Origin of the sequence: Chitinophaga varians (assembly GCF_012641275.1) — a bacterium.
GTDB lineage: Bacteria > Bacteroidota > Bacteroidia > Chitinophagales > Chitinophagaceae > Chitinophaga > Chitinophaga varians_A.
Window position 1 is genome coordinate 964,412 of sequence record NZ_JABAIA010000001.1, and the last position, 13,576, is coordinate 977,987.

The window sequence follows — 13,576 nt, forward strand, 5'->3', positions numbered from 1 at the left end:
GGTTATGCTACCGGCGGTGTGCGCCTGCCGGTTTCAAGACGGCGCAGCACCGGATCAATCATGGTATTTGTTTTTTTATTGGTGCCGCTGTCATACGCTGCATACCAGCCTAGTGATCCTCTGGGGTTGCCAGGCTGGCCGAACAGTATGATGTTATTGTTTCCCGGCGGAAAACTCCATAACAATACAGACAGGGAAAAATTACGCAGGCGTAATAAGTATCCCAGCTTCTTATCGTTGGTCTGGTAAGTTTCAAACTGAAAATTCCTGAAGCCGATTTTCAACACGCCCTGTATTGGAAAACTACCGGCAATGGCGTTAATGCCCGGAAGTTTCAGGCCCATATACACTGCGAGTCCGTCTGTCCCCCCACCCAACGACCACGCAGCCAGGATGGATATTTTGAAGCTCACACTTCCGGTCAATGCGCCAAACGTCCCCAGGTCCAGCGTAAACACAAGGCCGTACCAGGATGGCTTCATCGGTGTTTGGTCGATAGGGGCCGAAACAGAAGTGTAGCCCATGTCTTCCGGCGTTTGCCCACTGGGCGGCTCCCCTTCTTCAGATAAATCCGGACTGGCTATCAGGGAGGTGACCGTCAACGGAAAATTATTCAACAAAGAAGAAGGCCTGGCCAGGCTGGCTGTCATATCAAAAGCGGTATTTGCCTCACGCACTGTAAATGTCTGGTCTTCGGGCGCTGTCATAAGAAACTGCATGTCTATGCTTAATCCGCTGTAGCGCAAAAAATAATCTGCATTGGCATCTTCCCCGGGCCCAAAAGAGAAAAGATCAAACCCTTCTATCAGCACAAACTTCAGGTTACCCGAAAGAATGAATGTGGTCAGCACTTCTGTGAGATTGGCCTTATTGCCGCCATTGACCAGCTGCACAGACAACACTTCAATGGAGGCAAGCGCCGAGCCCCCGCCCGACAGAAAAATATTCTGTCCTATCAGGGCAAATGAATAGCTGGGCGCGCCGCCCACACGCTGGTAGGAACCGTCCATGATGAGGTTATTACCGCGTGCGGCTATTTGTTTGCTGAGCGGTGTTCCCAGCATTTGGTTCAGCATCAGTTCCACCTGTGCGGAGAAATCAGCCAGTGCGGCGTTGGCAAAACGCACCAGCAGCACCATCGTCTTAAAGCCAAACGGAATGCTTTCATCGGCATAGAGATCAAGTGGGTCGTTATAGTTGATCAACCCAAACGCAGCGGTCTGCTCCAGTTTGGGCATGCCATTTTCTACCGTAAAAGGTGTTTGTGAGAAGCCGATGTGATGCGCGTAAAATTGTTTAAGGTCGATGCCCGCAGTAAGAAACTTCAGTTCATCGGGCATTTCAGCGATATCCGCCGGTGCATTCAGGAACAGGAAGCCGTTCCAGTTCGGATCATTCACCACCTTTTTGTAAAATATTTTCAAGGCTTCGGAAGCGCCAGGTTCTGCAGCAGCGTTGAACATGTTCACCAGCACGGTCTGCGTGGCAGCCAGTGAACTGTCTTTACGTACGGCTACTTCCGGCCAGAGCCAGCTGCTGGTGTCATTGGCAAGGTCCAGCAACGTGCGGTTGCAGAACTTACCAATCATGATAGTGGGACTGGCGGCATCTGTACGCCATGACCTGGGCGAGAGCTGGAATACCCATCCGTCCATTTCCACTTTCAGGATGCCTGCTATCTTTAGAAAATCGGGGAGATATTGTACTGTGGCCGCAGTGCCGATGCATGCCACAAAATCTTTTTCTGTTTCAAAGGGTTGCGTTTTACCTGTCAGTGTTTGATATACCGCATCGATGATCGTTTGCGGGACACCCATCGCCAGCAGATAAGGCTTCTCTCCATCTGTTAACATGTAACGTACGGAAGTGCCCATCATCAGTTCGTCCACATTTGCCGCTACAAAAAACAGCTGGTTGCTTTGCAGCACCTGCCTGAACTTTCCCTGCACGGCGCTCAGGTCTACCCTTGGATATTCGGTGCCGGGCATGTTGCCCAGTATCAGTCCGTCGTAATCGTTGTAATCCGGTGTCAGCTCAGCCACCATTCCCTGCGGTGTAACGCCCAGCGGGTCCCTTGCCGCGCGGACGCGGCGTGAAGGCATCTCATTAATAGGCGTCGTGCCATACTCCTTTCCGAGGCAATAGCTTCTGTATGGTGCGATACTGGCATTTTCCATTCCGGACGCAACGGCTACGTCCGTGCCGGTGAGCCCTGCATAAACACCGGAAGGAAATACCGGCGGCCGTTGGGCTTCATTATAATGAAGTGTGTACGCTGGTATGGGATTATAGTCGAGTACATTGTCTTCACGCTGTTGACGGTTGGAGAATACCGGCGCCTGTTGCGGTTGCGCAAAATACACCGGCTGCGCTCCCTGGTTGTTCACCGACAGTACCGTTAAATGTGACGTGGTGGCCGCAGCTGTCAGCGCTTCCGACACATCGGGCGCCACGTTTTTATCTTTTCCCGGTGGCGGAATATAGGCGGGCTTGCCGCCTTCAAATGCTATCATGTAAGTGCTGCTGCCCAGGTTGGCATACTCCAGCCCCGAGAGGCCCAACAGCAGTTGGTCGGTGACAACAGTAGCGGAAGCGGTGGCAGCCGCACTGGCCGGCGGTTTCACCGTAACCTGGAATGCGCCATCAGGACTGAAGTGGTACCGTAATCCAGCATCGGGCGAACCGGTTTGCACCGGGCATGCGCCGATGACAAACCTGGCGTCCGGAATAGCCCCACTGCCGGTCAATGGTGTCAGCTGTATAGTGTACCCCCGCGTGGTGCGCAGGTAGCTGTCCAGTATAAGTGAAGGATTGCCACTTGGCGGAAACAGGCTTAGCGCCGTGCGGGTGGGCTCCTGCAGGTAAAGCGGATCAAACAGCAGTCCCAGGTTCAACGTATCTTTCTGCCTGTCGAATACAGGCATGAACACCATTTGTGTATAATTATCTTCCGGGAGATCTGTTTCTGCCGCCGGAGCTGCTCCGTACAGCAGCCCGATGTTTAACGCGTTCCATACACCTGCAAAATCAGGATTGGAAGGGCGCGGGATATTCATTTCGCTGTTGAAAGCGCCTAATGCCGGCCCGGTGAAGCTCATGGCCACCGGCCCAAATGCATAGCCACCTTCCGGCCCGTCCAGGCTGCCACCGGCGGTGAATTGTATACCGCCGCCACGGGTGTCGTCAATATATGTCAACGCGCTCAGCCCTGTAATGGACAACTGGTACGCTCCAAACAGGAATGACACTGCACGTGTAAGCGTCCACGTTATATCCGTCCCGCTGCCTGTATATTCCGCAAGGCCTGAAGTGGTTTGCCATCTCAGAGAAGGCTGGTCCGCATTCATGATCCATACAAAACGCACCACATTGGGCGGCCCCAGGCTGGGGCGCAGGGCCTCCAGTTCCTGTACGAACAAGGCGAAATCTGCGGGCTTTTTATCAAGGAATAAATAGAACCCGCCGCTGATGTCCTGCCACACCGCGGTGGTGCCGGCGTTTGCGCCAAGATTGCTGGAGGCCGTCGCGAAATATCCGGCCCAGTAAGCGGGTGCATTGCCGACAGGCAATGTAGACAGCTCATATAACAATAACGGGCCTACCTGGTTAAATACGGGAGCGCTCATACACCGGTTTTATCAGTGAATACCTGGTCGCCAGGCAGCAATGGTGCTGACATGGCATTCAGTCCATTGCCCATGGCATACGTAGAAAGCCCGTTCCAGTCTACCCGCAACTCCAGCAGTGGCGTCATTGAAGCGGAAGCTGTCGGGCCGGTAATGGCCGCTGTAACGGACCTGTATATACGAAGGTTTTTAGACAGTCCGGAAGTGGCTGCCGGCAGCATGTTCAGCTGCTCCAGCAGGTTGCCCACGGTGGCGCCCACCGGCACCAGCCTCTCCATCCCGTTCACCATTACTTTTATCATGACCTGCACGATTGTCCTGCCTCGGAAGTAAGCCGTGGGCGTGACGGACGGGTTGACGTTTGTATTCTGCAGGTCAGCATATTTCGCCGCCGCCACCAGTGTAAAATTCGACTGGGTGGAATTGGTCCCCTGTCCCCAGGCAGGGTTGATGGCTGACGGAAAATACAGGCGGTAGAAGGGTTGTATGAATTGTGAATAATAGAGATCAACCGCGCCTGCAAGCCCGGCCTGTGTATAACCGGTGCTCAGGGCCGGAACGCTTACATTCAGCGCGCCTAATGAAGAGAGCGTGCTCAGGAAAGCGTCAAAGCCGGTACGCCAGTTGCCGCCTGCATTATAGCTGCCGATCTCAAAATCGAGCGGGGCGCCCGGACCATATCCATTGATCCATGTGGGCACGCTGCCCGGAATGTTGACATAATCACTTGCCGTCACCCGCAGTACCATTCCCGGCCGCAGGTCGATATAACCGGCGCCTGTATTGGTAGTGGTTGAAAATCCGAAGTTGTAATACAGCTGCTCGGCAAATGTCTGCGGCAGGGCGCAGGCGATGGCTGATTGCACCAAAGCAATACCATAGGCCGTGGCGCCGGGCACACCACCAACAGGTGGTTTCTCAATGTCTTTCAGGAAAGTAACATAAGCCTGTCCCAGCTGCGGCCTTATGGCAATGGTATTGAACGTCCATACGCTGGCGTCTCCGGCTATCGTTAGCTTGTACGGCAGCGCGGCCACTCCTGAAGGCTCAATTTTAAACGGTCCTGATGAGATGGCCGTAGTGCCCAGTGCGCCGGCAGTACTGCCCAGTTCAGGCAGGTACAGCGTAATCACCTGCGCCGGCGGATTGGCCGTAGCAGATCCCAACGCATGCATGGCCTGCGCAATGTAAGCATAAGGGTAAGCCGTAGCAGAGGGTTGCTGGCTCACGTATACGCCTGTACTGAATAAGGTGCCTCTTGCTCCTCTCAGCGCTGTACCGTCTATTGTTACCGGCTGTACGTAGGCGGTGTACACCCTGCCGGGTTCCGACGTAATGGTAAAAGAAGCCGAAGTCTGACTGACAGCACCGGTATAAGCCTTGCTGTTTAGTTCATCGTACACAAAAACATTATAGCTCAAAGCGTCCGGTACACCGGTCCACTCCAGGCTCACATCACTTCCGTTATACCTCACCCATGCTATATCGGCCACGCTGGTGGGTATGTACGTCAACACCGATGGCGGTCCGGTAAGGGCGACGCCGTTCGCCGTACCATTGGCCTGTACCGTATACCCCATCTGCGCGCCGGTGGCAAGTGCCTGTGGCAACAGGTAGGAAGTAGTGCCAATGTCTTTATGCGAAGTACCGTCTGTGAAAACAACGGTGTAGGTGCTGGCAGTATCAACAGCCGCCCAGTTGATGGTGGATATATTGGTAAGGGGATCGGCGCTCACCTGTTTGATGGCCGGGGCTTTTAGAATCGGCGTGGCGCTTGTTCCGCCTGCCATGCCCGTATCCGGTTGCAACACTACAGGCCCTAATGCCACACTGACCATGACACTCATGCTTCCGGTGTCGGGAACAGCGATGTCTGCAAGCGGTATCGCCGCGCTGGTGGCGGTTGTTTCGCCGCCACGGCCAATAACAGTGCCACCGGCAATAGCGGTCAAACGATATATGACCGGCATTGTATTGCCAGCCGGAATTTGCGGCGCCTTCCAGGTGGCGGCCACCTGGTTTTGCGTGGTGGCAAGCGATGCCAGCACAGGCGCGGCAAACAGCGCATACAGCGTTTGGGTGGGCGAAGCGCCGCCGGTAGCGCCGGTGGCGGACAATTGAATGGTTTGTGTTTTGCCGGTATCGATAGCTGTCTTGTCCAAAGAAAGGGTAGTGGCTACGGCATTGAGTGTTTGGGTAGCAACCGTTACATTGTCCTGCAAGAGACTGACCGTGTAGGCTGCAACATTTTCTGCCGCATCCGGCAGGCGGTCCCATGTAAGATCGATACGCCACTTTGTTGCGCTGGCGGGATCGGTGCGGATATTTGCGAGTTTCAGCGAAGGCGTTGTTGCCAGCAACACTGCCGGCTTGCTTCGCGGGCCTGTGATGGTCCCGTCGGCAGAAGCGATGTTACCTCTCACACTCAGTCCGACCATGCCCTCCACATTATATTTAGCCGTCGCATAGTCGAAGATCAGCACATTGCCGTTGGCTGTTACAGGTCCTGCCAGCACATTGTCTCCATCCATTAAATATCCCTGTACTGCCAGTCCTGTCGGAATGGTGACGCTGGCAGTCACCTTGCCGGAAGACTTGTTGGCCACCACGTTCGTGATCTCCGGTGAGGTGGTGATCAGGCTGAACGTTAAAGGTTTGCTGCCGATATTATTTGAAACCGTGCTGACGGCGATGGTGATACCGTTTTGCCCGTAGGCCTCCAATGGAACGATGGCCGACAAGGGGCCGCCGGTATAGTGGGCGATAACTTTTCCGTTGGCCAGCACCTGTATGCGGCTGGAGTCAGGATCAACACAGCCTGTTATGGCATCGAGCGCCCAGGAAAGCGTCAGTGTATTCCCGTTGTATGCCGCGGCGCTGATGGTTTTAGCAGCCTGAGGTATGCCACAGGCCGCAGTAATAGGCGTAGCGGGGCCGAGGCTGAACGGGCCGGAAAAAGACCCGGCGCCGCCGGTGTTGGCGGTAGGAATGGCTGCCTGTGCACTCAGGAAAAATACAGCAGGGAAACCGGTACTATTGACCGGCACCGTTACGGTATTGCCCTGCGTTTGCATGCTGCCGACATTCACATATGTTCCGAACGAAAGGGAATATACATTTACCTGTGCGCCTACGCCCATTCCGCTGGGGCCATATCCCAGCACCGCCGTGACGTTGGTGCCGTCGAAGCTGGCGCTTAATATCGACACTTCCGCCGCTGTGACGGGCGCTGAAGTAATGGCCGCGTTCCAGTCGATGCTGGGTTCCGGCGTGCCATTTCTCACCCATATCACGTCCAGCATATACGAATCAGTGGCGGATAGCGGGAACTTAGGCTGAATAAAGGCTGTCTTCACACTGGTGCCGGCGCCGGAGGTGGGCGACACAGCAATTACTTCCTGCGGGTTGGCCGCCATACGTAACCGTATCACCAGTACCGGGTCGCGGACGTTTGCCGGCGTGGGCGACTGACTGGGATCTGTTTGCAGGGTGATACCTGCCGTGCCAACGCCCGGTGGCAATTGCGAATAGGGGCTGGCATAATAAAGGTTTTGAATAACGCTTGTAGCCATGCGGAATAAATATTAAGAACGCATATCGTTCAATGCAGAAGTGTAATCCTGGTGAAGCTCCTGTTTCATACGGGGCAGCATATAGTCGGGATCTTTGTACCTGGCAGCTGTTTGAGTACGCATGGCGTTCTGGTCGGCATGTAATACGCCGGCGGCATAATAGCCTGCCATGTTTTTGGGGAAGCCAGGAGCAGCCTGCTCATCGGGATGCCCCAATGCCAGCGCATAGAACGTATCGTCATATGATATGGCATCCTTACTTTTTACTGTTGACACACCTTCCTCAGTGAGTATGCCGTCGCCTGCCGCGAGGTCATGCACGCTGCTACATTTGTTGGCAGCGGTAAACACCATGTGATCGCCTGTGGCCACAAAACTTTTTCCATTGGCTGTTGTCACTTTGTATATGCCGTCTTCGCCGGGCGTGCCATTGGAGGTATGTGTGCCTTTTACGGTGGCGTATACGCCAAGGCTTTTACCGTCGGCGGTTTTCACCCGGTAGTCCTGTGTTATTTCCTCTATCGGTTTTTGCGAGCCATCTTCCAGTGTCACCAATGTGCCTTTGGCCAGGCAATGCCACCAGTAATAGAGGTTGGGGATCTTGGTACAATTGAGCGAGGGTTCATCGGGGAAATTAATGCTACATACATAAAAAGGCGGTGCGACTGCCCCACCCTGCAGCGGAATACCGTTAAAGGCAAAGTAAAAATAGCTCACCACTTCACTGCCAAAAGAAGTGGAATCATAGACGATGGACCTTGTATTGGAATGGCTCAAACCATCATATGGAAAATTAAACTGTAAAATATTGGGAGAGATTCCAACAAAGAAAGCAGCTACAAATCTTGAATCTGGCGTGAACTGGGTTGAGCGGTTTAATGTGATGTTAGTGCCGCCGGTTTTTTGAATCACAATATTTGTAGTGAGGTCTGCGACCGTGAGATGCTGTATATCGATAACGCCACTAAGCGGCACAGTGCCGGTAAATGGCGAAATGACCCAGGGATTGTTAAGGTTCTGTGGTTCGGTATAAATATAATCGCTGGTGGGATACCCTCCTGTCCTGCCTACGCCAAGATGGATAAGGCCGTCCGTCGAATTTTTGATGACAGGATCGGTTACTTTTACGGTGATGCCATTGCCTACGCTAACCGTGTTCGCATAGCTGAAAAACCGGGTAGCCCCATCATCGCCAGTGGTATGGCCGAGGTACAAAACAGAGAGCTTTTTTCCCGCAGGCAATGCTGAAGCAGCACGCGTAGAACATACTACAACACCGCTTCTTACGGAGGTATTCTCTCCCTGTGCCAGCAGTTCGCCACTGTCGGCATCGAATATCACGAGGTGACCGCCGCTTATCATATTGTTGCCGCCGGAGCAAGCCATCACTGACGCTGTTGCTTTTCCCGCTGCCGTTTTTCCGGAATCCACCAGATGAACTGTGTCCATGCCTTCAGGGCTGTGGTTGCTGCCGCCATACAAGGCTTTGTACAGGTGTGGATAAGCATCGCTGAAACGGCCGGCTGCCTGCAGCATCACTTCAGCATGTTTGCATTGGTCTGCATCGGAAAGATTAAGTGGAGTGGTTTTGCCTGCAGGCAATGACTGGTGGAATGACAGTAGTGCATTGGCACGCTGTACCGCAAGGTCTGGTTGAGGGCTCATATAAAGGGGTTTAATGGTTTCGGGGATACTGAGAAGTTAAGGTAAGATATTCTTTTTGATTCGCAATGCTAATCGTTTTTGATTTTGTACAATCAACATACAGGAGAGCGGACACCGCAGAGGTCACTGTGCCCGCTGGCCGGCCAGCCGAAGCGCTTCCGTCCTTTTGGAAGAAAACCTGTCCGCAAAAACCAACCTGAAATATTTATCATAAGCGCCTGAAAACGAGAAGGTGTAACCCGGTGTAAACCGCACGCCTATCTTTCCACATTGGTCATAGAAGTAGACCATATCTGTATCATCCGGCATCTTTACCCATATGTTATATCCACCTGAAGGCGTAAAGATGGAAGCCTTTTCCGGAAAATAAGCGGACAATAAATTGATGGCCTGATGTGCATTCTTCGCCAGCTGCATTCTGAAGGAGCGAACATGCCGGTCGTAACTGTTGCCGGCCAGCAAGCGGCTGGCCGTCTCCTGGTACAAGGGGGAAACGGTGCTCCCCAATGCAAACCTGATCTGCTCGGCACGTTGCATAAATTTACCCGCCGACAGCCAACCCACGCGTATTCCCGGCGCCAGTGTTTTCGCATAGGATGCATAAGACAACACCAGTCCGCTGTCATCAAATCTTTTGATCGCAGAAGGCCGTTGCCCGTGAAAGTACAGGTCTCCGTACACATCGTTCTCGATCAACGCAACATGGTGTTGATGGGCTACAGACAACAGCGCCAGCTTCTGTTCATCGGTCATTAATATCCCGGTAGGGTTATGAAAATTAGGTGTTACAATAACAGCTTTAATAGCATTGGTGCGACAGGCTTTCTTCAAAAAATCGATATCAAATCCGGCGTATGGATCAACGGGCACTTCTATCACCCTGAGCTGTAGTACCCTGATCACTTCCAGGACAGAAAACACACAAGGACTTTCCACAGCAATCACATCGCCCGGGCTACAAACAGCAGACAAAGCGATGTACAGTGCCTGTAGGGCACCGTCCGTAATCAACAGTTCATCGGGGTTTAAAATGGTTTGATGGACAGCTGCTTTTTTAATGATGTTTTCCTTTAATGCCGGCGATCCGTTTGAAGGGTAATAACGTAACAACGAAGCGCCTTGTTCCCTGATCACCTGCTGCATGGTACGGAGCAATAATTTCTGTGGTATCAACAGATCACCGGGAGCCGCCACATTAAATTCTGAGAACTGCCGTCCTTCCTTCAGAGAGGTAGTGAGGCCAAGATGATGCTTAAAGATGGCGTCCCTCACCACTGGCCTGTGTCTGGCCTTCACCTGCTGGTCTGACAAGTCAGGTCTGTTGCTGACATAGTAACCCGATTTAGGCACGCTCTCCACCAGTCCACAGGCCACCAGGTATTCATAGCCCTGCTGTATCGTGCTGATGCTTGTCTGGTACTGCTCTTTCAGATCGCGGACAGAAGGTAGTTTATGCCCGGGCTTGAAAATTCCCTCGCGTATGTTTTTTTCGATGACGTTGGTAAAGGCTTCGAATTTATACACCTTCATATCTGTACTGGTAATTTATACACAATCTGTATCTGTACCGTAAAAGTAAGCGATTTAAATTTGACGGAAAGAACGTCGAATGCCCGAACACTATAATATTGACACCCCCGATGATTTACGGCGCCTGCCCGTTACCTCCCTGCAACACCTTTGCGGGGAGATAAGGTCTTTCCTGATAGATCACGTTGCCTCGAACGGAGGTCATTTCAGTTCCAGTCTCGGTGTAGTGGAGCTGACAGTAGCGCTGCATTATGTATTCAACACTCCGGAAGACAAACTGGTCTGGGATGTTGGCCATCAGGCATATCCGCATAAACTGCTGACCGGAAGAAAAAGCCGATTTCATTCCAACAGGCTGCTGGAGGGCATCAGCGGTTTCCCTAGCAGGGACGAGAGCATATACGACGCCTTCGGCACCGGTCATTCTTCCACTTCCATTTCAGCTATACTGGGCATGGCCTGTGCCGCCAAATACCGGGGCGATCACACCCGTCAACACATCGCCGTGATCGGTGACGGCGCGATGACAGCAGGCATGGCCTTTGAAGCCCTGAACAACGCAGGTTATGAACAGCCTAATATGCTGGTGATACTGAACGATAACAATATGTCGATCGACGCCAATACCGGCGCGCTACAAAACTATCTCACCGAGCTGACCACCGGCAAACATTACAATGCGTTAAAGTCGCACATCAGGAAGTTGTTAACACATCCCGGGCAGCCAGCCAACTGGCCCGTGGAAGTGGCCAGGAAACTTCAGAAAGCCGTAAAAGGAGGGCTCCTGCGCTACAGTAATCTCTTCGAAGCGCTGAACATCCGGTATTTCGGTCCGGTTGACGGGCATGACCTGCCGAAGCTGGTCCATGTACTGGAGAAACTGAAGCCCATCCCGGGGCCGAAATTATTGCATTGCGTCACCACCAAAGGCCAGGGCTTTGCACCGGCCATGACCGACCATGCCAAATGGCATGCGCCCAAAAAATTCGACAGGGCCACCGGCGCCACATTAGATGCAGACACCACCACCACTTTTCAGCAGGTATTCGGCGATACGTTAATAACACTGGCCAACAGCAATCCGAAAATTATAGCAATAACACCCGCGATGTTATCCGGAAGCGCGCTCACCAATATGAAAAAACAAATGCCGGAACGCGTATTTGACGTAGGCATCACCGAACAGCATGCCGTAACTTTTGCTGCCGGTCTGGCCGCCGATGGCTTGCTCCCCTACTGCACCATCTACTCCACTTTCTTACAACGCGCCTATGACCAGGTGATCCACGACGTGGCCCTGCAGAAGCTGAATGTCGTCTTCTGTATTGACCGGGCCGGTGTGACAGGTCAGGATGGGCCAACGCACCACGGCGCATTTGACATCGCTTTTTTAAGATGTGTGCCCGGTATCATCGGTGCCTCCCCGATGGACGCGGAAGACTTCAGGGACCTGCTCTTCACCGCCCAGGCCGGTGAAAGCCACGGGCCGTTTGCGGTCCGTTACCCTAAAGGGACGACAGCGCCCCTGCCTCCAACTGCCGGTTTCAGAAAGCTGGCCATAGGCAAAGGACGTAAAATACGTTCCGGCAGGGATATCGCCATTCTTTCCCTTGGCCCCGTGGGACAATACGTGACAGCAGCCTGCAAGGAGCTGGAAGCATATCATTTAGACGTAGCACATTATGATCTTCGCTTCTTTAAGCCACTGGACGAGACATTACTACATGAAGTGTTCAGCAGGTTTTCAACGGTGATCACCGTAGAAGATGGTTGTATACAGGGAGGTGCAGGAAGTGCAGTGATGGAGTTTATGGTGGAGCAGGGTTATCACGTTACATTAAAGCGATTGGGACTGCCGGACACATTTGCCACACAAGGCACGCAGCAGCAGCTGCATGAATTGTACGGGTATGATAAAAAAGGGATTGTTCAGGCGGTGAGAGAAGTGGCGGGAAGGGTAAAGAAGCCGGAAGCTGATTTTCAAATTCATTAAAAAAGTCAAAGTCAGCGTAAACGCTGGCTTTTTGTTATAAGACATACATAATACGATCAGTTGTTCTCAAAATACTTTCCCCAAATCGGATCATCCCAAAACCGCATATCATCAAGGTTATATTTGTATTTATATTCACCATTTACCTCTTTAAGTGTAGCGAACTCAGTAAAATACGTGTCCTTAATAAGTTCTGAAGCCGCTTCCCCATCATAGAAATTTATTATACTGAACGGGTCCATCCACTTTAATTTGAATCCATCTTCTTGCCGTACCCCCAGATAACAAAATGCATCATAGTACCAATCATAATTCTTATCAGGCTTAAGCTGTCTGTTGACTGGATTTTTCGTAAGAACAAACAATATTACCTTTTGATAGTCTTTACTATACAGTATAGTATCAATTTGTAGTGCTGTCGAATCATAATATTCGGCACTGTGAAAGGACTGTTCATGTCTGGTTATCAATTCCCTCATCTGATGCGTTAACACGCCTTTATGCTTTGCGTAACCATCTGCGTCGAGCTTTATGGTATTTTGATACGCTTTAGGGGTGCGTAATTTCCTTTCTGTGCAAGAAAGTACTATTAAGCTAAATACAAAAAAGACAATTGCTTTATGTTTCATCATATATTTAATATTTCCCATCTCCTTCCAACGTCCAAATCACCGCTAAAAATTGTCCATATCACCCTCCGCCAAGTTTCACGCAAAAAACTACTTTTGAAAAAAACATTTCCTATGGCGAACATCTTACACCGTGTGGGCGTTAAAACGGCTTCGCCCGATAACGTTTACCGCACACTTACAACAAGGGACGGACTTGCCGGCTGGTGGACCACCGACACCAAAGGAGAAGGTGACCAGGTGGGCAATATCATCGAATTCCGGTTTGGCAATGATGGATTCGATATAAAAGTCAAAAAACTACAAGCCCCCACACAAGTGGAATGGGAAGTACTGGATGGCCCGCAGGAATGGATCGGCACCACCATCAGTTTTGAACTGAAACAGGAAGGCGATTACATCATCCTGCTGTTTAAGCATCTGAACTGGAAAGAGCCGGTAGAGTTCATGCACCATTGCAGCACGAAGTGGGCCATATTCCTGATGAGCCTGAAATCACTGGTAGAAACAGGGAAAGGCGCCCCCTTTCCTGTTGATGTCAAAGTTGACAACTGGAACTAA

General features: G+C 51.9%; 7 protein-coding genes. 2 read left to right on the top strand and 5 right to left on the bottom strand.

Features of this window, described 5'->3' with window-relative positions; translation table 11 throughout:
- Positions 1-2: 2 nt before the first annotated feature.
- The 4 genes from HGH92_RS03935 to HGH92_RS03950 form a co-directional block, all read right to left on the bottom strand.
- The gene (locus tag HGH92_RS03935; RefSeq protein WP_168869447.1) at positions 3-3,626 is read right to left on the bottom strand and encodes a hemagglutinin protein; all 3,624 of its coding nucleotides are present in this window, start codon (positions 3,624-3,626) and stop codon (positions 3-5) included.
- Positions 3,623-7,198: a hypothetical protein gene (locus HGH92_RS03940; protein ID WP_168869448.1), complete on the bottom strand. Its 3,576-nt coding sequence runs from the start codon at positions 7,196-7,198 to the stop codon at positions 3,623-3,625. The genes HGH92_RS03935 and HGH92_RS03940 overlap by 4 nt, the downstream gene beginning before the upstream one ends.
- 12 nt (positions 7,199-7,210) lie before the next feature.
- Positions 7,211-8,863 (bottom strand): Hint domain-containing protein, encoded by a 1,653-nt coding sequence (locus tag HGH92_RS03945; RefSeq protein WP_168869449.1) that lies wholly within the window; start codon positions 8,861-8,863, stop codon positions 7,211-7,213.
- Between the two features lie 123 nt (positions 8,864-8,986).
- The gene (locus HGH92_RS03950) at positions 8,987-10,393 is read right to left on the bottom strand and encodes a PLP-dependent aminotransferase family protein (RefSeq protein ID WP_168869450.1); all 1,407 of its coding nucleotides are present in this window, start codon (positions 10,391-10,393) and stop codon (positions 8,987-8,989) included.
- Between the two features lie 79 nt (positions 10,394-10,472).
- On the opposite strand from HGH92_RS03950, the gene dxs reads away from it, so the two are divergent.
- Positions 10,473-12,386 carry a 1-deoxy-D-xylulose-5-phosphate synthase gene (gene dxs, locus HGH92_RS03955; RefSeq protein WP_168869451.1) on the top strand — a complete coding sequence of 638 codons (1,914 nt, stop codon included), beginning with the start codon at positions 10,473-10,475 and terminating at the stop codon, positions 12,384-12,386.
- Positions 12,387-12,442: 56 nt separating this feature from the next.
- On the opposite strand, the gene HGH92_RS03960 is transcribed toward dxs, so the two are convergent.
- Entirely contained in the window at positions 12,443-13,018 is a 576-nt protein-coding gene (locus HGH92_RS03960) for a hypothetical protein (protein ID WP_168869452.1), read from the bottom strand.
- Between the two features lie 111 nt (positions 13,019-13,129).
- On the opposite strand from HGH92_RS03960, the gene HGH92_RS03965 reads away from it, so the two are divergent.
- Entirely contained in the window at positions 13,130-13,576 is a 447-nt protein-coding gene (locus HGH92_RS03965) for an SRPBCC family protein (RefSeq protein WP_168869453.1), read from the top strand.